Genomic DNA, 23,914 nt, shown 5'->3' with positions numbered 1-23,914 from the left:
TTTATTCTGCTGGTGAAAGGCAGCGGACACTTTCGCGATCATCGCCAGCTCATCCGGATGCACCGCCATCGTGTAGCTGTCGGCCCCCTCCGTTGAGCTGCGGCCAATGGCAATCAGCGCAATATCGCTTTTTTCCACCGCGCGGCGCAGGGTTTTGTCCAGGCTACCTTCATCCAGCCGTTGCTTATCCAGGGTATCAATAAAGGTCACGCCCGCATTACGCATCCCCTCCTGCAGGCTAACCCGCTGCTGCGGGTCAATATTGACCTCGGCGCTGCCGCCACCGGTGTCAAAAAAACGGTGAACGTTCTCGCCGAACGCGGCAATGCGCTGACCGCGCCTGACCGGCAGCGTATGGTCACTGTTTTTCAGCAGTACCATAGAGTCCGCGGCCACCTCCCGCGCCAGCGCCGCAGGATCAGCCGGGGCAGCCTCCTCCGGCGGCGTGGCCTGCTTGAACGCCTGGGTTTTCACCACCGTTTGCAGAATACGGGTCAGGTTAGTATCAATCTGTTTTTCCGTCAGTGCACCGGACTTCAGCGCCGTGAGCACCACCTCCTGCGGGTCGGTATTGCGGGGAACAAACGGCGTGTCCTTTTGCGACTTCCCACCCGGCATATTCAAATCATTGCCCGCCAGCAGCGCGCTCACCGGATCGGTCACGCCGTACCAGTCGGACATCACCATGCCGTTAAATCGCCACTGGTCGCGCAGGACCTGCGTTAACAGCCAGGTATTCTGCGAAGCGGCGGTGCCGTTAATCGCCGGATAAGAACTCATGATGGCCCAGGGCTGAGCCTCGCGGATCGCATATTCAAAGCCGGGAAAGTAGATTTCACGCAGCGCACGTTCGGAGACGATCTGGTTAAGGGTCTGCCGACGGGTTTCCTGATTATTCGCCGCGAAGTGCTTTACTACCGCCCCCACGCCCTGCGCCTGTAGCCCACGAATATAGCTGGCGGCGATGCGCGCGTTCAGCAGCGGATCCTCAGAGAAGTATTCAAAATTGCGTCCATTACGCGGGCTACGCTGAATATTGATCGCCGGGCCAAGCATCAAGTCCACGTCCCTCTCCCGCGCTTCCCGGCCTATTGCACCGCCCACGCGCTGAATAAGCGCCGGATCCCAGCTGGCGGCCATCGCGATGGGCACCGGGAAGCCGGTTGCAAAGCGCTTTGCGCCACCGGTCGGCCCGGCCCCGAGCCTGACTCCAACCGGCCCATCGGCAAAGACGATGGATGGGATGCCCAGACGAGGAATAGCCAGGGTGGAACCTGCCGCGCCCGCCACCTTCGCAGAGTTGTTCATGCCGGTGCCGGTGACCAGCGCGGCTTTTTCCGCCAGCGTCATGGCGGCAATCACTCCCGGTATGGAGGCGGTATCCGTAAGCTGGGGGGCGCAAAAAGCGGCAGAAAAAGGCAGGGAACAGGCAGCGAGCAGGCTCAGGCGAAGCACTCTTTTTTTCATATTAGTCCCTCAATCAGGGCATTCACCGCGGGTGAATGCCCTTTCCGTTATTCATCGTTTGGGATTAGACCATCTTTAGCCGTTGTTTTTCAGCGATCTGGCGCACAGAGATCGAATACGCAGCCATCGAAGCGCACGGGCAGAGGGCCTGCCCCGTAACGCTAATTACTCTGCGTCCTGATTGACTATACTCATCTGGCTCGAAGACGCGCCCGCGAAGGTGCGACGGTTTCCCTGTCAGGAGTAACGTTTTGATTAAATGTAGCGTGATGTATCCCAACACTGAAAATGCCCGGTTTGACTATAACTATTACCGCGATGTGCATCTGCCGCTGGTCGAGAAGAGAATGGGACACTACCTGGTTTCCTGGTCGATAGATAAAATCGTTGGCACGACCGAAGGCGAACCGGCGCCTTATATCGCAGCCTGCCATCTGATCTGTCACTCCGTTGAGGATCTGCAAAAGGGCATGGCCGACCATATTGACGAGATCGTCGGGGACGTTGCGAACTTTACCAACCTCACCCCGCAACAGTGGATTTCGGAAATCGTGAAGTAAATCACCGCCGGTTCGGCATAAAAAAACCCTGTCAGCCTGAGGCTGACAGGGTATCGACGGCGCGCTTACCTCCCGTCCCACCTGAGCATCGCATTCTGCCACCGGTCCGATGGCAGAGTTTGAGCGTCGCCCGGTGATTACAGCAGGTTTTTTTCGGCCAGATTCAGCGCGAAGTAGCTGAAAATCAGGTCGGCACCGGCGCGCTTAATTGCGCCCAGGCTTTCCAGCACCACATCGCGCTCGCTGATTGCCCCGGCCTGCGCGGCAAACTTAATCATCGCGTACTCCCCGCTGACCTGATAGGCCGCCAGCGGCAGATCGGTGCGCTCCCGCACGTCGCGAATGATATCCAGATAGGCGCCTGCTGGCTTAACCATCAGCGCATCCGCCCCCTGAGCCTGATCGAGCAGGGATTCGCGAATCGCTTCGCGGCGGTTCATGGGATTCATCTGATAGGTTTTACGATCGCCCTTCAGCGAGGTGCCTGCCGCCTCACGGAACGGGCCGTAGAATGAAGAAGCAAACTTGGTGGAGTAGGACATGATCGCCGTATCGGTAAACCCGGCCTCATCCAGCGCCTGACGAATCGCCGCAACCTGACCATCCATCGCCGCCGAAGGCGCAATAAAGTCAGCCCCGGCGCGCGCAGCGGCAACCGCCTGCCTGCCGAGGTTCACCAGCGTGGCGTCGTTATCCACCCCGCGATCGTGCAGCACGCCGCAGTGACCATGGGTGGTGTACTCGCAAAAGCAGGTATCGGACATCACGATCATTTCCGGCACTGCATCCTTACAGATGCGCGACATACGCGACACCAGACCATTCTCCTGCCAGCTATCACTGCCCGTCTCATCGGTATGATGTGAGATACCAAAGGTCATCACCGAACGAATCCCGGCTTTGGCGATACGCTCAATCTCGAAGGCCAGACGTTTTTCCGGAATACGCATCACGCCAGGCATCGCCTGGATCGCTTTGTAGTCATCAACGCCCTCTTCAACGAAAATCGGCAGCGCCAGATCGTTGATGCTGAGCGATGTTTCCTGGAAAAGTGAACGAAGAGAGGGGGACTGACGCAGACGTCGTGGACGCTGGCTGAGAGAGATACTGGACAAAACAACCTCGGTTTAGCGGCTAATCACCAGCCCGAACGGCAGGCGGTGACGAAAAAATGAGTCTGCTAACAGTATACCTCTGCGTGCCCTCTGACAACGTTTGTGGCCTTCTTCCCACCCCGGACGGCACAGAATGTGTAACTTAGTGCGCGGCCTCGCACTTTCACGGATAAAGCGCTCGTCCTCCTGATGAGACTGCTATGCTCAGGTGACCAGGCCCTTCACCCCTGATCTTCGCCCTGACCCTCATCGGTGAAGTATCCGACCTGCCCTACTCTTCCAGACTTGTCTGTTATCACGCGTGCCATCCTGCCCTTACTTAAGCCCGGTGCGTACGTATAAGGAATTGATGCGTGAGAAACCCATTTAGCGGCAAAGCGATCGGGCAACGCGTCCCGATGCCTGAAAAAAACGACTACACCAGCGTTAAGCCGGAGCTTTACTCAGCAGAACAGATGGTGCGCTACGGCGAGAAACTGGCCCGTTCCCATCGCCTGACGCAGCAAAAGCAACCCTACTACCTGCTGAAAAGATTGAATGATAACGAAGTGAGCCTGGCCGAAAGCTGTGAGGTTATCAGCCAGGGAGACAAAAGCAGCCGGGCACCGGCGGGTGAGTGGCTGCTGGATAACTTCTACCTGATTGAGGAACAGATCAGGCTGGTGCGCCAGCTGTTACCGTTTAATTTTGGTAAGGGCCTGCCGCAAATCGCCCTGCCACACTACGGCCCGCGCATCTACGATATTGCGACCGAGGCGATCGTACACAGTGACGCCCACTGGGATCTCAGTCTCCTGGCCCGGTTTATCACCGCCTATCAGACGGTAAGCCCGCTTACGCTGGGCGAACTTTGGGCGCTGCCGGGCATGCTGCGCCTGGCGCTGATTGAAAATCTGCACCGGGTGGCGATCGACGTCGCTCACGCCCACCAGCAGCGCGCACTTGCTGAGGAGTGGGTCAGGCGCATGCTGGAGTGCGAGGAGAACGAACCGGCCAACCTTATCGTGGTAATGGCGGAGATGGTGCAAAGCCAGCCGCCGGAGAGCAGCGCATTTATTGCGGAGATGATCAGAGGGCTACAGGGTCATGGCTCCCGCCTGGCGCTGCCGCTGCTGTGGGTGGAAAAACGCATCGCCGAAGCCGGGCTAACCTCCGCCGAACTGGTCAATCGCTTTAATCAGCAGCTGAGCAGCAATCAGCTCTCCGTCAGCAACAGCATCAGCGGGCTGCGCCAGCTCAATGAAATTAACTGGGCCGATTTCGCCGAATCGGTAAGCCTGGTGGAGCAGTGCCTGCGCCAGGATCCGGCCGACATTTACGCGCAGATGCATTTTGATACCCGGGATAACTATCGCCATCATATTGAAGTTCTGGCGCGCCACAGTGCCTTTAGCGAAGAGGCCGTTGCCCGTAAGGTGGTAGTGCTGGCGGGCGTGGCTCCGGCAGAGAGCGTCAGGCGGCACGTAGGCTATTATCTGGTCGGCAAGGGTCGGGCAGAGCTGGACAGCGTGCTGAACGCACATTTTCATCCCCTTTCGCTGCTGCGCAGTCAGCTCAATCAGACGCCGCTGCTGTGGTGGCTGGGAAGTATGAGCCTGCTGGTCATGGCCTTTAGCACCGAACTTCTTTTTCACGGCTATCGCCAGGGAATGGGGTGGTCGCTGCTACTGCTGACGTTACCGGTCATCGTGGTGGTTAGCCAGTTCACCGTCGCGATGCTGAGCGAAACCCTGACCCGTAGCCGTAAGCCTGAGCCGCTGCCGCGCATGGATTTTTCCGCCGGTATTCCGGCCACGTGTCAGACGCTGGTGGTGATCCCCTGCCAGCTGGGCAGTGAACAGCATATTGATGCGCTGGTAAACCATCTGCACATCTGCTACCTGGGGAATGCACAGCCTAACCTCTACTATGCGCTGCTGACGGACTTTCACGACAGCGCGGTCCAGCAGGCGCCAGAACACCCGGCGCTGCTGGCCTATGCGGCCAACAAAATTGGCGCGCTGAACCGGCTTCATCCGCGCGACGGTGCGCATGACAGGGCATTTACGCTGCTGCACCGCGAAATAATTTGGAACCCGGCACAGGGCGTCTGGATGGGTTATGAACGCAAGCGCGGTAAACTCTATGCCCTGCATCGCTGGCTGCGCGGGCAGGATACGCCGTTTTCGACCATCGTCGGGGCCAGTCAGTCAGTGCTGGCGGCGGTGAAATACATTATTACCCTGGACAGCGATACGCTGCTGCCCAGGGAGATGGCGCATCAGATGATCGCGGCGATGGCGCATCCCCTCAATCTGCCTGTCTGGGACGCGCATCGCCTGCGGGTCACGGCGGGTTACGCCATCCTTCAGCCGCGCCTGGCGGAGGAGATCCCAACGGGCGGCCAGGGCCGCTACGCTGCGCTGTGCAGCGGCGAGCCGGGCATCGATCCCTACTCGGCCATCTCTTCGGATATCTATCAGGACCTGTTCGGAGAAGGATCCTTTGTCGGCAAGGGCATCTACGATGTGGATATGTTTATGCTGGCGACCCACAACAGCTGCCCGGAAAACCTCGTGCTCAGCCACGATCTGCTGGAGGGATGCTACGCGCGTTCCGGCCTGCTGAGCGATGCCGTACTTTATGAGCAGTACCCTAACAATTACCTGGCGGACGTGGCGCGCCGCTATCGCTGGACGCGTGGCGACTGGCAGTTGCTTAACTGGCTGCGGCTAAAAGTGAGACGGGCTGACGGCAGCCGGGGTGATAACCCCCTCAGCCACCTCTCCCGCTGGAAACTGCTGGACAATTTACGTCGGAGCCTGGTAGCACCCAGCCTGCTGATTACGCTGTTCTATGCCCTGTCGCCGGCCCCTGATGCGCTGTTATGGTTGGCCTGTCTGCCCGTTGCCATGCTGCTGCCAACCGTTGCCGCGCTGGTCATCGGCCTGCTGAAGAAAAATCGGCGTAATTCGCTGTCTCAGCATATTCGCGCCGTGCTGCGCGGAACCCGTAGCCAGCTGCTGACCACGGCGATGCAGATCGCTACGATGCCGCATCAGAGTCTCTACTCGCTGCGGGCGATTGCCGTCACGCTCTGGCGTCTCGGCGTCAGTCACCGCTATTTACATGAGTGGGTCGGCTCTGACGCCGGAAGAAACCGCTCAGCGCCGTCTGTGATCGCCTTTTATCGCGTCATGTGGATCAATCCACTCGCCGGTATTCTCCTGCTGCTGATTAGCGGTTTATCACCGCCTCCCATGATGGCTATCGCGCTCTTACTCTGCCTGTGCTGGGTTGCGACGCCTGCCGTGCTGGCGTGGCTGAGCCGCCCGAGAACCGTGGCGAAACAGCCGCTCAGCCAGCCACAGCGAAACTATTTACGGCAGATTGCCCGCGAAAACTGGGCCTTTTTTGACACCTTTGTTACCGCAGAGGAGAACTGGCTGCCGCCGGACAACGTTCAGGAGATCCCCCAGCGCCGCGTGGCGCATCGCACCTCACCCACCAATATCGGGCTCTCGCTGCTGGCCACGATGACCGCACGGGATTTTGGCTACCTGACCCAGCAGGAGGTGCTGCTGCGCATTACCCAGACGCTGGATACGCTGGATAAACTCGAGCACTATCGGGGCCATCTCTATAACTGGTACGACACCCATACGCTACAGCCGCTCCATCCGCGCTACGTCTCCAGCGTCGACAGCGGTAATCTGGCCGGTCATTTGCTGACTCTAAAAACCGGGATAGCGGCCTGGCGTAACGCGCCCATTCTGGATATGCCCAGCGTGCTGGCCGGCGTGGATGACACACTAAGATTGCTGCAACATGAGGTGGGGGGGAAAATGCCCGCCGCCCTTAAGCCGCTGCGTCAGCGTTTACAAATAGCCCACCGTCAGCCCCCGGATAAGGTCCTGCCCGAGCTGATTATCATGCGCGAGCTTGCCGCTGCGCTGCTGAACGATATGCCCGCCCTGACGGGTAGCTGGCTGCAAAACCTCCATAAGCAGCTTGAAGCGGTCTGTGAAGAGTGGCAGCTGATGGCAGGATGGCGCGACCCGCGCGAGCCGGTTACTCCCTTCCCCTCACTGCTGTGGCTGGNCCATAAGCAGCTTGAAGCGGTCTGTGAAGAGTGGCAGCTGATGGCAGGATGGCGCGACCCGCGCGAGCCGGTTACTCCCTTCCCCTCACTGCTGTGGCTGGTGGAACAGCACGAACAGGTTGCCCCAGGGGGGGATGACGGACTGCATACCGCCAGGCTGGTTGCGCAGAAAAGGCTGGCTATGATTCACGAGCTGGAACTGCGGCTGGAAGATCATGCCACCATGGATTTTCGCTTCCTGTATAACGCGACCACTAACCTGCTGAGCGTCGGCTACGACTGCGAGGCCAGCAAACTGGATAGCGGGCACTACGATCTGCTGCCGTCTGAAATTCGCCTGACTAACTATGTCACCATCGCCACCAATCAGCTGCCGCTGAAGAGCTGGTTCGCACTGGGTCGGCTCTATACCGAAATCAATAGCGATCCGGTGCTGATGTCGTGGAGCGGGTCAATGTTTGAGTACCTGATGCCACAGCTGGTGATGCCGCTCTGGCCGGATACCCTGCTTTCCCGCATGTGCCAGACGGCGGTGACGCAGCAAATTGCCTGGGGTAAGACGCACCATATTCCCTGGGGGATTTCCGAATCGGCCTGGTATGCCTTTGACAATCAGCATAATTATCAGTATCACGCCTTTGGCGTGCCGGGGCTGGGGCTGAAGCGCGGCCTGAGCCAGGATATGGTCATCGCGCCTTACGCCACGCTGCTGGCGCTGCCGGTGCAAGCTCAGGCGGCGATTAAAAACCTCCAGAGTCTGGAAAAGCTGGGCGCACATGGCGTCTACGGATTTTACGAGGCGCTCGATTTTACCGCTTCACGCCTGCCGCAGGGGCAGTCACAGGTGATCATTGAGTCATGGATGGCCCACCACCAGGGTATGGGCTTTCTGGCGCTGTCGAATCTGCTGCTGGATGCGCCGATGGTAAAACGCTTTGCCGCAAATCCCGATTTCGCATCAGCGCGCCTGCTGCTACAGGAACGCGTGCCAACCACGGTCGAGCTTTTCACTCGCCGCCGTAAATTTGAGTCAAATGAGGGCACGCTTCAGCAGCCTGCGTTGGAACAGCGTGAGTTCAGTGACGTCAATACGGCCTTACCGGAGGTCCAGCTGCTGGGGAATGGCCAGTACCACTTGATGGTTACCCTCGCTGGCGGTGGTTACAGCCGCTGGAATAATCTGGCCCTGACCCGCTGGCGGGCGGATGGCACAAAGGATAATCGGGGCACCTTCTGCTATCTGAGCGATCCCCAGAGCGGTGAAGTCTGGAGCAACACCTGGCAACCGACGGGTAACAAAGGCGCGCAATACCATGCCCTGTTTACCGATGCGGGGGCGGAATTCCGCGTCACCACCGGATCACTTAGCATCCACAGCCATATTGTCGTCTCGCTGGAAGACGATGTTGAACTGCGACGAATCACGCTAACGCATCGTGGTCGTCGCCCCAGAACGATTGAGCTTACCACCTACGCCGAGGTGGTCCTGGCACCGGCCAGCAGCGAACTGGCGCATCCCACCTTCAGCAACCTGTTTGTGGAAACCACCCTGCTTCCGGCGCTGGAGGGCATACTCTGCCATCGTCGACCACGTGAAGCCGCAGAACAGACCCCGTGGCTGTTCCACCTGGTGGCGATTAACGGTTCGGTTGGCCGTGAAACCTCCTTCGAGACGGATCGCGCCGCCTTTATTGGCCGTGGTCGCACCCCTACCACACCGCTGGCGCTGACCCGGCCTGGGCCGCTGGGGAACGGTGCTGGGGCGGTACTGGACCCGATTATGGCAATCCGCCAGCGTATCAGCCTGAAACCTGGCGTCCCGGTGGTGGTCGACGTGCTGTATGGCGTAAGCAGCAGCCGTGATAGCAGCCTGGCGCTGATGGAAAAATATCGCGATCGCACCATCGCCGATCGGGTATTTGAAATGGCATGGTCCCACAGTCAGGTGGTGCTGCGGCAGCTGAATGCCAGCGAAGGCGACGCGATGCTGTTTAACCAGCTTGCCTCTGCGGTTATTTTCCCGATCACGGAGATGCGGGCAGACCGGGAGGTGCTGAGTCGCAACCGGCGCGGACAGTCGGGGCTGTGGGGCAATGCGATTTCTGGCGCCCTGCCGATAGCCGTACTGGCCATCGGGAGTGAAGATAACCTCGGCATGCTGAAAACGCTTATCCAGGCGCATCATTACTGGCAGCTGAAAGGGCTGGAGGTGGATCTGGTTATCCTCGTACAGACGCGTGGAGGTTATCAGCAAAGCCTGTTTACACTGGTAACCAGCCTGATCGCGTCCGGCCCGTCCGCCGCCCTGACGGATAAACCGGGCGGCCTGTACGTGCGCAAAACCGAGCTGTTAAGCAGCGAAGATCTGACGCTGCTGTTCAGCGCCGCCAGTCTGGTTCTTGACGACAGTCGCGGCAGCCTGGCAGATCAGCTGACCCAGCCGATACAGATGCCGCCGCAAACGCTACAGCTTATCCCCCTGATCCCCCGCCTGCCCCGGCCTGATTACCCGGCTAATGCGCTGGCGTTCGACATTTCTCAACTGCACTTTTTTAACGGCCTCGGCGGCTTTAGCCAGGACGGTCGGGAGTATTGCATCGTGCTGAAAGCGGGGCAAAGCACCCCTGCTCCCTGGTCCAATATTCTCGCCAACAAGGATTTTGGCAGCGTTATTTCCGAAAGCGGTCAGGCCTACAGCTGGTTTGGCAACGCGCATGAATACCGCATCACGCCGTGGGAAAACGATCCGGTCAGCGACAGCTCGGGTGAAGCCCTTTATCTGCGGGATGAGGAGAGCGGCGAATTCTGGTCGCCCACGGCCTTACCCGCCAGAACCGACTGCGACTACGTAACCCATCACGGTTTTGGCTACAGTCAGTTCAGCCATCAGTACAGCGGTATCGCCAGCGAACTGCGGGTGCTGGTGGCAAGAGATGCCCCGGTAAAACTGGCCGTGTTAACCCTCTCTAATCATTCAGGCCATACCCGCAGGCTCTCGGTGACGGGCTACGTGGAGTGGACGCTGGGCGAGCATCGCAGTAAGACGGCGCTGCATGTGGCAACCTCACCGGCCAGGGTGGTAAATGGCTGCGGTATCCTGGCGACCAATCACTATCGCGATACCGACGCCGGGCGAACGGCGTTTATCGCATTAACCGGCGTTCACTGCTCGGTGACCGGCGATCGCCGTGAATTTATTGGCCGCAACGGGTCACTCAGCAAGCCCGCGGCGCTGGGCATGCAGCGGCTTTCTGACAGGACCGGCGTGGGATTAGACCCCTGCGGTGCCGTTCAGTCGGCGACGACCATTATCGATGGCGATCAGCGCACCTTTATTTTTATCCTCGGCGTGGGGGAAGATCGGCCAGAGGCGGAAAGGCTGATTGAGGTCTGGCTGAATGAGGCGAAGGTCAGAGAGGAGCTGGCGGGGGTCCACGACTACTGGCACCACATACTGGACAAGATCCAGCTTTACACGCCCGATGCGGGCGTCAACCTGCTGGCAAATGGCTGGCTGCTTTATCAAACCCTGGCCAGCCGTATTCTGGCACGCAGCGGCTACTATCAGTCCGGCGGTGCCTGGGGTTTCCGCGATCAGCTACAGGATTGTCTGGCGCTGAGCAATGCTCTGCCCGAGCGGCTGCGTGAACAGATCCTGCTCTGTGCCAGCCGGCAATTCACCGAAGGCGATGTGCAACACTGGTGGCATCCTCCAACCGGCCACGGCGTACGCACCCGCTGCTCAGATGATTTCCTGTGGCTTCCGCTGGCGATCAGCCACTACGTTGAAACAACGGGAGACAAAACTCTCGTTGAGGAACAGGCGGGATATCTGGAGGCGCGTCAGCTGGAACCCAACGAGGAGTCCCTCTATGAACAGTCGGCTGTCAGTACCCTGAAAGAGTCAGTCTGGCTGCACGGTATTCGCGCTATCAAACGCGGCCTGGTTTTCGGTGAACATGGCTTACCGCTGATGGGCTCCGGGGACTGGAATGATGGCATGAGCCAGGTTGGGATTGCCGGACGCGGTGAGAGCGTCTGGCTGGGTTTCTTCCTTTATACGGTACTGCGTCGCTATGCGGCACTGGCGGAAACGCTGGGTGATAATGACACCCTTACGCTCTGTCGTGACCAGGCGGACAAGCTGCAAAAGAATCTCCAGGCGCACAGCTGGGATGGTGAGTGGTACCTGCGCGGCTTTTTCGACAGCGGGGAACCACTGGGTTCACACCTCAGTAAAGAGTGTCAGATTGACGCTATCGCGCAGAGCTGGGCAGTGCTCTCGGGTGCAGGCGATGCCCAGCGCACGGCGGTGGCGATGAAGTCGCTTGACGATAAACTGGTTGATAATGACAACGGGCTGATCAAGCTACTTACGCCGCCTTTCGACGGGAATGGCCCCGATCCGGGCTATATTCGCGGCTATCTGCCGGGGGTGAGGGAAAACGGCGGCCAGTATACCCACGGTGCCATCTGGGCAATTATGGCCTTTGCGGAAATGGGTGACAGCGAGCGAGCCTGGCAGCTGTTTGCGCTGATAAACCCGATAAACCACAGCCTGACGCCGGAAGCCACGCAGCGTTATAAGGTCGAACCCTATGTGATGGCTGCGGATGTTTACTCCGTTGAGCCGCATATCGGACGCGGAGGCTGGAGCTGGTATACCGGCTCGGCGGGCTGGACCAGCCGCCTGCTGATTGAAGCCCTGCTGGGCATTAAACGTCGGGGCGAAGGCTTAACGATTCGCCCGCATATGCCTTTGGCATGGCCGGCGCTGACGCTCACCTGGCGTGAAGGCACCAGCCGTTACCATATTGAGGTCATACGCGGTACGGCGGATTATGAACTCTGGATGGATGGCGTAAAGCTGGAGGAGGCGATTATCCCCCTGAGCGTCAGGGGCGAGGAGCATCAGGTTAAAGTTATTCTTGCGGGATAAACGAAAGGTCACTGTGGCCGGGTAAAGATGAGGGGCGTATCACGCCCCGTCGGGGCGATGCGGCGGGAAGAGACACAGGGTATAAGTAAAGGCCAGACGCCAAACGCCTGGCCTTTATCCTGTGGGTGTTATGCCGCAGCCTGAGCGATCTGGGTCAGTTTTTCATCGGTACTTTTTTCTTCCGCCAGCGTCTCTGCCAGCAGCTTAGCCGCGTCCTTATAGCCGAGCTTTAACGCCATGGCGTGCAGCGTACCGTAGGTGGCAATTTCATAATGCTCCACCTTCTGTGCCGCACCAATCAGCCCGGCATCTAAAACCTCTCCCTTCTCGACGGTGTCGATCAGTTCCTGGGCTTCTTCTGCCAGCCCTTCCAGCGCATGGCAGGTCATACGTTTGATTTTCACCCCTTCGGTGACGTCCACCAGCTGCTGAATGCGCTCTATTTGGCCGCGGGTTTCTTCAAGGTGTTTATTAAAGGCCGCAACTAGCGTCTCACTGGTGGCGGCGCGCGCCATTTTCGGCAGGGCTCGGGTTATCTGTTTTTCTGCACTATAAATATCTGACAGGTCATGTATAAAAAGTTCTTCTAAAGTAGTAATAGACATAATCGGCTCCGGAATAATAAATTAAGGCCAGGAATTATTATTAATTCTGACCAGCATGAAATAATAATTTCGGTAACGCAGGTGACCCCCCGCCTGCCGCTTCGCTCCGGCAAGGGGATTTTGCTCCGTACTCTTCTACTGCGCAGAGCAAATGGCACAGCCACACCCAGTGAAGGCGTATTTCTGCGTTATTTTTCTGCTACTTTTAGTCCAGGTTACCTGGATCCCGTTACGTAGATAATAGTAGGTGATAAAAAGACAATGCGAGGCTTATTAAATAAAATACATTATCTGAGCGATAAAATAATAATTAAAGCGCACAGTAATCATCGGGTTAAATTTAATTACCGGCGTGTATTCTTTATGTGATGTATTTAACAGTATTATTGTCAAGATTGTCTGTGTCATTGCCCTTACCCCGCGCCTTTTACAGCATCTTGCCGGGGGTTTATTTTCTCTTTTCACACGTCTCACCGGGTCTAAGGTCTGCAATCTGTTACAAAGACTGAAAAAAATATGTTAATTCAAGCAGATATTGTGCCGCTCTCCGCATTTTCGTCCATACTTATCGCAGTGATTTTGCCGCAATAGAGGAGTAATGATGGAATTTCTGGGTTGGACTGCCGCAACCGGTGGTTTATTACTGTTAATGTCGCTGGCTTCCGGGTGGATTAACCGCGGCCCTATCACCACCTTTGCACTTTACCTCATCGCCGGGGTGATCTGCGGCCCCTGGGTGCTTAATCTGCTCCAGGTGGATGTCGCCGCGCATGCTGATCTTGCCAAAAACCTGACAGAGATCGCCATGGCCGCCTCGCTGTTTATCACCGGGCTGAAGCTGCGTCTGCCTTTACGGAGTCAGGGCTGGCGCATCGGTATGCGTCTGGCGTTTCCAGGCATGCTGCTGACGGTAGGCGGCGTGACGCTGGCCGCGCATTTTCTGACTGGGCTCTCCTGGCCGCTGTCGCTGGCCTTTGGCGCAATTGTTGCGCCTACGGACCCGGTGCTGGCCAGCCTGATCGCGGTTAACGATGCCCGGGATGATGATAATCTGCGCGTGTCGCTCTCCAGCGAAGCGGGCATGAACGACGGAAGCGCACTGCCGCTGCTGATGCTGGCAATGCTGCTGATAACCACCCAGGGCGATCTGACGCTGGCGATGTTCAGCCACTGGGCGCTGATCGATGTTTTATGGGCTATCGTCGGCGGCATCGCTATTGGCTTTCTGCTGGGACGCTTCGTCGGTCAGTATGCGACGCATTTACGTTATACCCACCAGGACGTTGCGCCTAATGACTTCCTGGCACTGGCGCTGATTGCGCTCAGCTACGCTGCGGCACAGTCACTTGATGCCTCAGGCTTTCTCGCCGCCTTTGCCGCCGGTGTCGGTCTGCGACGCGCTGAAATGCGCGTGACCCGTCGGCAGCCAGCGGATACGTTCCAGGACAGCGATAACCGCCCCCCCGCTGAGCTGATGGTTAACCCACATATTCGTCACGAGTCAGGCGAGTCCAACGCTGCCAGCTCCGTGGGCCTGGTAGTGGGCGATGCCCTCTCCTTTGGCGATATGATTGAAAGACTGTTTGCCGCAGGGATTATTATCGTACTGGGCGTCACCCTGGCTCATCACTGGGATCCAGTGGGCCTGCTGATGGGGCTGCTGCTGTTTGTGGTGATTCGTCCTCTGTCGGTGTGGGTGGCCACCATCGGGATGGGCGCGCCGCGTAAGCAGAGGCTGATACTGGGATGGCTGGGCATTCGCGGCATTGGCAGTATCAACTACATTGCATGGGCTTACACCCACGGCCTGGGGGGCGATGAGGCGAACCGCATGGCCAATATGGCCTTTACGCTGATTGTGGCCAGCGTAGTGGTACACGGCATTTCCGTGACGCCGCTGGTCAACTGGCGGCAGGCTAAGGTTGACGCAGCGGCTAAAGCTGCCGCAGAGGCCGCAGAAAAAGAGAAATCGCGCGGGTAAACAGATGAAAATATCAGACAGTTTTCGCGCGCACTTCCTGCGTGAGATCCTCGCGCCCCTGGTGCTGGTGCTGCTGATTACCTCTCTCGGCGCGGGCTATGCCGTCTACTGGGCCACGTCAAAAAGCAATGCCGAGGCCGCGGCGCGCCAGCACCATATTATTCAAACGTCTCTTTCTCAGAGCCTGAGTGAGATGATTATCCAGCATCGCAGCCTTGCGCTGTGGCAGCCGCTGGCGCGCCATGTGCAGCATACTCCGCCTGACCAGGCCTGGCTGGATCAGAACGTGGGCGCATGGCTTTCAGGCATGTTTGGTCATCAGCGGGTTTATATCCTGCGTCCTGATGGCCAGCCGGTTTACCAGTGGGAAAATGGCCGCAGCGTGCGCCCCGACGGCGCGACACCTGTCACGCCAGCCGTAGCGGCTGCGCTTACCGGTCTCAGCCACGCCGTAGCCAGCCTGAAAACACGCCGTGAAAGCGTGGGATTCGCGCTGATTGATAACCGCCCTGCTGCGCTCGCGGTGGGAACCATTGATGGCGACCCCGCCCAGCCTCGTCGCTTTGTGCTGGTCAGCATCCGCTATCTGGACGGCGCTTTTCTCGACGCCCTGTCACAGCGCAGCCAGCTTCAGGGGCTTTACTATGCTGATAAGGCCCCTCTCCGCCATCTTACGGCTAACTACCCGCTGATAAGCCCGGCTGGCTATCCGCTGGGTTACCTGGCATGGCAGGCAGACAGGCCAGGGACCCGGATGCTGGGCATCATCGCCCCGCTGGTCGTAGCCGTGCTGCTGATTATTACCCTTATTTGCACGATGATGATCCGCCGCATTTGGCTCTCCTCACTCCGGCTCTCTCAGTCGCTGCTCCAGCTCAGCGCCAGCGAAGCCCAGGCGCAGCATCTGGCCTTTCATGACGTGCTGACCGGCCTGCCCAACCGTGCGCTGGTTGAAGAGCGTCTTGCCCAGACGCTCGGCAGGCGGATGCGAGATCCTGACGGCGACAAGGTGGCGCTGTTGCTGCTGGATCTCGATCGCTTTAAACTGGTCAACGACACTTACGGTCATCATGCGGGCGACGACTTAATTATTGAGGTGGCGCATCGGCTCACGCAGCGGGTGGGCGAAAAGGATACCGTGGGTCGCCTCGGCGGCGATGAATTTGTGGTTATCCTGTCGGCCGTAGCGACCTCTGCGGAAGTAGAGAGGCTGTGTGAGCAAATAGTGGAGGATCTCTCCCGCCCTTTCATCCTGCTGGGATGTGAAACCTGGATTGGCGTCAGTATCGGCGTCATGCTGGTCAGCGGAGAGCATACCGACCGCGCCGAGATCGTACGCAAAGCGGACATCGCGCTCTATCAGGCGAAAAGTCAGGGGCGGGGCCAGTATCAGTTCTTTGATCCCTCGATGGATGAATCCATTAAAACGCGCCTGCAGGTGGCGACCGATCTGCGTCAGGCGCTGCTGCATAAGCAGAACCTGGCGGTTTACTACCAGCCGCAGATGGATATCTCTGGTCAGAAAGTCGTTGGGCTGGAGGCACTCATACGCTGGAATCATCCGGTGCTGGGCGCCATTCCTCCCAGCGAGTTTATTCCGCTGGCGGAGGAGATGGGGCTGATTATTCAGCTCGGAGAGTGGGTGCTGCGTGAGGCCTGCCGCGTGTCACTGGCATGGCCCGATCTGGTCATTGCGGTTAATGTCTCTCCCCTGCAATTTCGCTCGCCGGGGTTCGTCGAACATTTTGAAGCGATTGTAAAGCAGGAGAATACCCTGCCTTCACGCATCGAACTGGAAATTACCGAAGGGGTGCTGATAGAAGATAGTAAGGGCGCGAAGAAGATTATGAGCCGTCTGCGTGAAGTCGGATTCCATATTGCGCTGGACGATTTTGGCACCGGTTATTCCAGCCTTAATTACCTGAGCCATTTTTCAGTCGATAAGATTAAAATCGACCGTTCATTTACTCAGGCACTGGGGGTGACGGAAAACTCCATGGCGATCATTGAGTCGGTCGTCAGGCTGGGCCAGGCGATGGGACTGGTGGTTACCGCAGAGGGGGTAGAGACCAGCAGCCAGATGGCGGCGCTGGCCGAAGCAGGCTGTAATCAGCTTCAGGGATATCTTTTTTCGCAGGCAGTACCCGAGGGCCAGATTGCAACGCTACTGGCCCGTGAGGAGGCGTAAGCCAAATCAGAAAAAGCCCAGCGGCTCGGTGCTGTAACTGATTAGCAGGTTTTTGGTTTGCTGATAGTGATCGAGCATCATTTTATGGTTTTCCCGTCCGATGCCCGATTTTTTGTAGCCACCAAAGGCCGCATGAGCGGGATATAGATGATAGCAGTTGGTCCACACGCGTCCGGCTTTGATGGCGCGGCCCATGCGATAAGCCCGGTTAATATCCCGCGTCCAGACGCCTGCGCCCAGGCCGTAAATGGAGTCATTGGCGATAGCCAGGGCTTCGGCCTCATCTTTAAAGGTAGTAACCGCCACCACCGGCCCGAAGATCTCTTCCTGAAAAATGCGCATACTGTTATTCCCCTTCAGCAGCGTCGGCTGAATGTAGTAGCCGCCTGACAGCTCTCCTTCCAGCTTCTCCACGCCGCCGCCCGTCAGCAGCTCTGCGCCCTCTTTATGGGCGAGATCGAGATAGGAGAGGATCTTGTCGAACTGCTGCTGCGACGCCTGCGCGCCAACCATCGTCTCGGTGTCCATCGGATCGCCACGTTTGATCGTTTTGATGCGCTTCATCACGGCTTCCATAAAGGGCACATAGATCGACTCCTGCACCAGCGCGCGCGACGGACAGGTACAGATCTCGCCCTGATTCAGGAAGCCCAGCACCACCCCTTCCGCCGCTTTTTCAATAAAGCCCGGTTCGGCCTGCATAATGTCTTCAAAGAAAATGTTCGGTGACTTCCCTCCCAGCTCGACGGTTGACGGGATCAGGTTCTTCGCCGCCAGCTCAAGAATATGACCGCCAATGGCGGTAGAGCCGGTAAAGGCGACTTTTGCGATGCGGGGGCTGCTCGCCAGCTCTTCGCCCGCCTCGCGCCCAAAGCCGTGCACCATATTCAGCACGCCTTTAGGCAGCAGATCGCCGATCAGCTCAACAAACAGCGAAATGGAGAGCGGCGTTTGCTCGGCAGGTTTAAGGATCACGCAGTTACCCGCCGCCAGCGCCGGAGCCAGCTTCCAGGCAGCCATCAGCAGCGGAAAGTTCCATGGAATAATTTGCGCTACCACGCCGAGGGGCTCATGAAAATGATAGGCGGCAGTGAACTCATCAATCTCTGCCGCGCCCCCTTCCTGCGCGCGAATACAGCCCGCAAAGTAACGGAAATGGTCCACCGCCAGCGGCATATCGGCGGCCAGCGTTTCACGCACCGGCTTGCCGTTATCCCAGGTTTCATTAACGGCGAGATACTCCAGGTTTTCCTCCAGCCGATCGGCAATTCTTAGCAGCGTCAGCGAGCGCGTCTGCACCGAGGTTTTGCCCCAGGCCTCAGCGGCGGCGTGCGCTGCATCCAGTGCCTTGTCCACATCCTGGCGGTCGGACCGGGGAAACTGCCCCACCGGGGAGCCGTTGACCGGCGAGCTATTAGAAAAATATTCGCCGTTTATCGGCGGGACAAACTCACCGTTAATATAGTTGCCGTAGTGCGACTTAAGAACGATCAGCGAATCTTTATGGCCCGGATATGCATAACGCATCTTATTCTCCCATGGGGTCGTACGCCCCGCCTTAGTTAACATGCAGGTAACTTACTATTAACATTATTGCTAAGCGAGAGAATGGCAGAGCGTCACGGATGAAACTGTGATCGGGTATAAGAATTGGCAAAATCTGCAACTAAGTGTGAAGTACCGCACAGACAAAAGGAGAAATGAATAAAGGGCGCAGATAGCGCCCCTTTCAGTTAGCCCTCAGGCAAACAGGCTGTTCTGACGATGGCGGGGCCAGAAGTTCAGCAGTAGCTGACGGGCCCAGGTGGGTTCCGCCTGGTGTGACATCAGGCTGCTCACCTCGCGCTCGCGCTGCGCGTTCTCCATGCAGGCAGTCATAATGCTGCCGGTAAATTCCGGATGGAACTGTACCGATATCGCCTGCGGGCTGTAGCGGATGATCTGGCAGTCATCCAGCGCAGAGACGGCCAGAACCTGCGCCCCCGGCGGCGGCTGTAGTACCGACTGACGATGGGAAAGCCAGGCAGAAAAATGCGTCGGCAGCGCACCGAGCAGCGGATCGTGGCGATCGCCGTCAACCGTGGTGAGCTGCTGAAGCCCTCTCTCCCAGCCGCGCGGGTTGTCCCCGACCTGGCCGCCGAGGGCATAAGCCATAAGCTGATGCCCGTAACAGACGCCCAGCAGGGGCAGATCCTGCTCAACCGCGCTGCGGATCCAGGCGGCGGTGCGCTCGCTCCACTCCGCATGATCGGTCACCATCGCCCAGGAGCCACTCAGTATCGCCGCCGCAACGGAGGACGGCGCAGGAAGCTCATCCCCCAGGTCGGGACGAATGACAATGTAGTCCTGTGGCTGCAAACTCAGTGCGTCCACAAACCAGTGTTGCTGCTCGCCCACCTGCGCACTGACGCGCTCGGGCGGCGTTTCGAGCTGAATAATTGCTAAGGGAAGCGAAGAAGACATAAGGTTTAGGGTTCCTTTTGGTGATCTCTGACGCACACCTGACGCAAATCTCAGGATTCAGAACCTTATCATGGCAAGCTGCCGAGAGCTTGTCACATGACTTATAGTGAGAGCTAATGCAGAAAATGGCATAAGGCGCTGCGGGTTGCAGCACATCTCGAAGCATTTATACATCTATAAATAGCGCAAGAAAGAAGGAATACTATGGATAACCGCCTGATGACGTCCCTGTGGCTATCGCTCTGGCAGGGCTTGCATAGCAATGACGCCTCGCCGCCTGCCGTGGCGTTTACCGCCGGGGAACGGCTGCAATCGGCCTGGCCGGTCACGGAGCTGGGCATCAGAGTGCTTGACCTGACGCGGATTATTGCCGGGCCGGTCGCCACGCGCTTTCTCGCTGGCCTGGGGGCTGAGATTCTGCGCCTGGATCCGCCTGGCTGGGAAGAGGCTTCCCTGGAGGAGGAGATTACCCTCGGTAAACGCTGTGCGCGTCTGAATTTGAAATCGAAAGAGGGTCGGAAAGCTTTTGAGACCCTGTTAGCGCAGGCGGACGTGCTGGTTCACGGTTTTCGTGCCGATGCGCCACCCCGGCTTGGCTATGACACCGATGCATTGCAAAGGCTATCGCCAGGACTTATCGACGTCAGCCTGAACGCCTGGGGCTGGAGTGGCCCGTGGCGCAACCGCAGGGGATTTGACAGCCTGGTCCAGATGGGCTGCGGTATCGCCGACTATGGGCGGGGAGGAGACGTAAGCACGCCGCCCTCCCCCCTGCCGGTTCAGGCGCTGGACCACGCCACGGGCTACATGATGGCAGCCTCCGTGCTGAAAGGCTTGCGGCAACGACGGCGGCATAATATCGGTTTTACCGCCCGCCTCTCGCTGGCCAGAACCGCTCTGCTACTGACCCAACGCCCCTACCCCGTCGCTGATCGGCCCCCAGGCCTGGGCGCTGACGTAGCGGGCGATCTGAATGCCGAAACTGAGATCGCCGCCCGGGGAATTGGCTATCGCCTGAACGCCCCGGTCTGGCTGCCCGGCACGCCGCTGATCTGGTCACGACCCGCCTCGCCGCTGGGGTCGTCGGCACCATGCTGGTCTAATACTTCCAGTTAGGATCACCGGCCAGCTTTTGCCTCGCTGTCTGTTCCCCAAACGGCCCCCTGTCAGGGCTGATGCAAAGGCCAGGACCCTCGCCCGATTTCAGCCTTTCCCCACCTCAGCTTTCGTTATCTTCTTCCAGTTCGTCGCGCATTGCCTGTAGCGCTTCGCGGGTGATCGCTGCCAGGGTGCGGTAAAATGCCGTTGTGGCATGGGCTTCAACCTTGCCGAGGAACTGACCGCACCACGGCAGCAGGTAGTCATCAAACAGGGTGATCTGCGCCGCAAACTCATCCGCTTCCGACTGGTCCTCCAGCCAGGAGGAGGCCAGCAGCAGCGCGCCAATATGGTCGGCCGGCGCATCACTTAGCGGCATGCCGCGGCTTTGCAGAAAGCGCCGGACCTCAGACTCATCCGGTCCGTTTTCCCAGTGCGAACCATAGGGCGGTACGCTGCAATCACTGCCCACAAACAGCGCATTGTAGTCCGTTGCCAGCGCCTGGGGATCGCTGTTCTGTTGCAGGCGCAGCAGCAACTCGTCCTGCTCCAGCGGCCAGTGCTGTTGCAGCTTGCCTTCACGCAGGAGCGTGAACAGCGGAACCAGCAAGGGATCCTGAGGCTGACGGTTATACAGCGAACCCAGCAGGCGACAGAGGATTGAAAATTCATTCATGGTAAGTCTCATCATAAGTAAAATGTGACAGGGTCACGTACGGACGCATTTAGTAGCCGCGCGACAGGTCGACGCGGCCTGACGGCATCTGCCCCGCCTCGCGCAGGCGGATGGCCTGTGCAATATAGTCCATAGCATCGTCAGGTAACGTTACAGCGGCATTATGAGGCGTAATGGCAATGGCCGGATGCGCCCAGAAAGGGTGCTGTGTATCCAGCGGTTCACGCGCAAAGACATCCAGCGCGGCGGCCTTTACCTCACCCGCCCCGATAGCGGCCAGCAAATCATCCTCGACCAGATGCGCGCCTCGCGCCAGATTAAGAATAAACGCCTGGGGTTTTAACTGCTGCATCAGCTTCCGGTTCAGTATACCCGTGGTCTGCGGCGTATTGGGCAGCAGATTGATCAGCACCTGACAGCCGTGCAAGAACGCGTCCAGCTGATCGTCACCGTAAAAACTGCTGACCCCGGGCAAATCCTTCGGTGAACGGCTCCAGCAGCGCACCGGGAAGCCCCAGGCCAGGAGGCTCTCCGCCACGCTGCCGCCCAGTACGCCCGCCCCCAGAATGCCGACGCCGAAGTCGCTGCGGGAATAGTTTGGTAGCGGCTGCCACAGGCTTTGCGTTTTTTGCTGCTGATACTCCGTAAAGCGGCGGAACCAGCCCAGCACGTGATACACCGCGTATTCCTGCATCTGACGGGCCATGCCGGTATCTTCCAGCCGGAACAGCGGCACCCCGGCGGGCAGCATAGCGGGATACTGTCGCAGCTGCGCGAGAATATCATCAACGCCTGCGCCCAGTGCAAATACGCCTTTTAACGTCGTGCGCCCCGTTAGCATCTCTACCGGCGGCTGACGAACCAGCGCATAGTCGGCGGGCGCATCGTCGCCGGGTGTCCACTGGCGAATACGCGCCTGCGGCAGGCGCTGCTGCAGGCCCGCAATCCATTTATCGGCGCGAAAGGATGGGTGATAAAAAATGACGTCCACGTATGATCTCCTCTTTTTTTATCAGGCTCGGGTAAAAACGCGCGGATGGCAAGCAACAATCCCGGGATACGCCAGGCATCCCAGGGTTTATCAGCGTGCGACAGCAGGCTCAATCAGCCTGCGCAACAGCGGCATAAGCATCAGCAGGATCAGCCCGACCACCGCACTCCCCCAGCCGAGCAGGCTGAAAATATGGCTGTAGCCCGGATTAGTCAGGAGCGGCGTGCTGCCGCTGTTTTCGGGCATCAGACCTGACACGTATCCCGCCAGCACCGATGCCACGCCGGTAACCATCATCCAGCAGCCCATCATAATTCCCTGATAGCGGGCCGGAGCCAGCTTGCCGATCATTGCGTAGCCGATCGGTGAGAGCAGCAGTTCACCGATGCTTTGCAGTACATAGCTGATGACAATCCATTTAAACGCCACCTGGCCATCACCGCCCGCCAGCAGGATCCCCAGCGGCAGCACCAGCATTCCCAAACCAATAAAGAACAGCGATGAGGCAAACTGCAGGGGGATGTCAATGCGCCAGCCGCGCTCGCGCAGATTGCGGAAGCCCAGCGCCAGCAGCGGCCCGCCGATAACAATCACCAGCGTATTGATGTTTTGTACCCACTGAGGAGCAATCTTTATGCCGTAAACGTTCAGGTTGATATTGTGCTCGGTAAACAGCATCAGTCCCATGGGGGCCAGCTGATACAGCGTCCAGAATACCAGCGAACCCAGCGCCAGAATCAGCCAGGCCGTCATTTTACGCTGCTCCTCGCGCGGCCTGTGGCGCAGAGTGGTTGACGCCAGCAGCAGGAAAATAATTACCCCCAGCCCGATGACAAAAGAGCCGGTAAAGCTGGCGTGGGTTAGCATCAGCCGCACCAGTGGCACCAGCACCGCCAGGATGATCGCTCCTCCCACCATCCGCAGCCTGAACTGGCTTTTACTGACGTGCAGCAGCGGCGTGTCAATATCTGCCAATATTTTCCAGCACAGCAGCGAAATGACGATGGCGACCATATTGCCGAGGGTGGCGAACAGGAACAGCGAATGATAATGCTCGCTCAGCTGGAAGTAACCTGCGCCGGTAAAGCCCAGAAAGAATCCGAGATTCATCCCGGCATAGTTCCAGAGAAAAGCGGTCTCGCGGCGGTTATCCTCAGGTTTAAAACGCTGGGTAAGCATCATATTAATGCAGGTGACGTTCAGGCCGCTGCCGGTAAGAAACATCGCCAGCCCCCAGTACAGCCCTTCTGCGGTTTGCCCGGCGAGCACCCAACAGCCGATAACCTGAAGCAGCATACCCAGCACAAAGAGAATACGGTTGCTGAGGAAGCGTCCGCCAAGATAGCCCCCGAACAGGTGCAGCCCGTAGTTGAAAGCGCCAAAAACGCCCATCATGGCGTTGGCCTGCCCTTCGCTAAATCCCAGACGTTTGGTGGCGTAGAGCACCAGGGTCGAATAGAGCACGGCAAAGCCGAGGGTGGCGAAGATCTGAATAAAGAACAGCGCCCCGGAGCCACGAATGGCGGCGGTATCAGTATATTTAGCAGCGGTATTCACAACAGCCCTCATGATTATCTGATGCAGAAAAGTGCATCATTATGCACAGAGCGCCGCATAATTACCTTTATGGATGCGGACTTTTCATCATTTATCCGGCCATTTGCCTGTTTAAGCAGCAACATGCTGTAAAACTGACTAAACGAACGGGAAATTTCACAAAGGGAGTTGACCCTGCCCCGGCTTTTACCTA

The 23,914-nt window shown here is 58.3% G+C and carries 12 protein-coding genes and 1 pseudogene; 5 read left to right on the top strand and 8 right to left on the bottom strand.

Going from position 1 to position 23,914, the window contains the following annotated elements; all coding sequences use genetic code 11:
• Positions 1–1,467, bottom strand: a 1,467-nt coding sequence (locus A1830_RS02065; RefSeq protein ID WP_231877552.1) for a glycoside hydrolase family 3 protein, incomplete at its 3' end; no start/stop codon positions are given.
• 251 nt (positions 1,468–1,718) lie between these two features.
• On the opposite strand from A1830_RS02065, the gene A1830_RS02060 reads away from it, so the two are divergent.
• Positions 1,719–2,027: an EthD family reductase gene (locus A1830_RS02060; protein WP_067701019.1), complete on the top strand. Its 309-nt coding sequence runs from the start codon at positions 1,719–1,721 to the stop codon at positions 2,025–2,027.
• Between the two features lie 137 nt (positions 2,028–2,164).
• Here the strand turns inward: A1830_RS02060 and hemB are convergent, their stop codons facing one another.
• Positions 2,165–3,142 (bottom strand): porphobilinogen synthase, encoded by a 978-nt coding sequence (gene hemB, locus A1830_RS02055; protein WP_067701016.1) that lies wholly within the window; start codon positions 3,140–3,142, stop codon positions 2,165–2,167.
• Between the two features lie 398 nt (positions 3,143–3,540).
• Between hemB and A1830_RS02050 the strand changes: the two genes are divergently transcribed.
• Entirely contained in the window at positions 3,541–12,162 is an 8,622-nt protein-coding gene (locus A1830_RS02050) for a glycoside hydrolase family 94 protein (RefSeq protein WP_231877562.1), read from the top strand.
• Positions 12,163–12,290: 128 nt separating this feature from the next.
• Here the strand turns inward: A1830_RS02050 and A1830_RS02045 are convergent, their stop codons facing one another.
• Complete coding sequence (locus A1830_RS02045; RefSeq protein ID WP_067701013.1) at positions 12,291–12,767, bottom strand: YciE/YciF ferroxidase family protein; 477 nt, start codon at positions 12,765–12,767, stop codon at positions 12,291–12,293.
• A 601-nt stretch (positions 12,768–13,368) separates the two neighbouring features.
• On the opposite strand from A1830_RS02045, the gene A1830_RS02040 reads away from it, so the two are divergent.
• Positions 13,369–14,748 carry a cation:proton antiporter gene (locus A1830_RS02040; RefSeq protein ID WP_067701010.1) on the top strand — a complete coding sequence of 460 codons (1,380 nt, stop codon included), beginning with the start codon at positions 13,369–13,371 and terminating at the stop codon, positions 14,746–14,748.
• Between the two features lie 4 nt (positions 14,749–14,752).
• Positions 14,753–16,936 (top strand): putative bifunctional diguanylate cyclase/phosphodiesterase, encoded by a 2,184-nt coding sequence (locus A1830_RS02035; RefSeq protein ID WP_067701007.1) that lies wholly within the window; start codon positions 14,753–14,755, stop codon positions 16,934–16,936.
• Positions 16,937–16,942: 6 nt separating this feature from the next.
• Here the strand turns inward: A1830_RS02035 and A1830_RS02030 are convergent, their stop codons facing one another.
• Positions 16,943–18,463, bottom strand: coding sequence for an acetaldehyde dehydrogenase ExaC (locus A1830_RS02030; RefSeq protein ID WP_067701004.1), 1,521 nt, complete (start codon positions 18,461–18,463; stop codon positions 16,943–16,945).
• 213 nt (positions 18,464–18,676) lie between these two features.
• Complete coding sequence (locus A1830_RS02025) at positions 18,677–19,399, bottom strand: glutamine amidotransferase (RefSeq protein WP_067701001.1); 723 nt, start codon at positions 19,397–19,399, stop codon at positions 18,677–18,679.
• A gap of 291 nt (positions 19,400–19,690) precedes the next feature.
• Between A1830_RS02025 and A1830_RS02020 the strand changes: the two are divergent.
• Positions 19,691–20,515, top strand: a pseudogene (locus A1830_RS02020) (CoA transferase); the annotation flags it as partial.
• Between the two features lie 103 nt (positions 20,516–20,618).
• On the opposite strand, the gene A1830_RS02015 reads toward A1830_RS02020, so the two are convergent.
• The 3 genes from A1830_RS02015 to A1830_RS02005 form a co-directional block, all read right to left on the bottom strand.
• Positions 20,619–21,173 (bottom strand): TorD/DmsD family molecular chaperone, encoded by a 555-nt coding sequence (locus A1830_RS02015; protein WP_067700998.1) that lies wholly within the window; start codon positions 21,171–21,173, stop codon positions 20,619–20,621.
• A gap of 49 nt (positions 21,174–21,222) precedes the next feature.
• The gene (ghrA, locus tag A1830_RS02010) at positions 21,223–22,164 is read right to left on the bottom strand and encodes a glyoxylate/hydroxypyruvate reductase GhrA (RefSeq protein ID WP_067700995.1); all 942 of its coding nucleotides are present in this window, start codon (positions 22,162–22,164) and stop codon (positions 21,223–21,225) included.
• 90 nt (positions 22,165–22,254) lie between these two features.
• Entirely contained in the window at positions 22,255–23,721 is a 1,467-nt protein-coding gene (locus tag A1830_RS02005; protein WP_231877551.1) for a peptide MFS transporter, read from the bottom strand.
• Positions 23,722–23,914: the final 193 nt, after the last annotated feature.

This window comes from Erwinia sp. ErVv1 (assembly GCF_900068895.1).
Lineage (GTDB): Bacteria > Pseudomonadota > Gammaproteobacteria > Enterobacterales > Enterobacteriaceae > Erwinia.
This window is presented reverse-complemented; position numbering and strand designations above follow the sequence as displayed.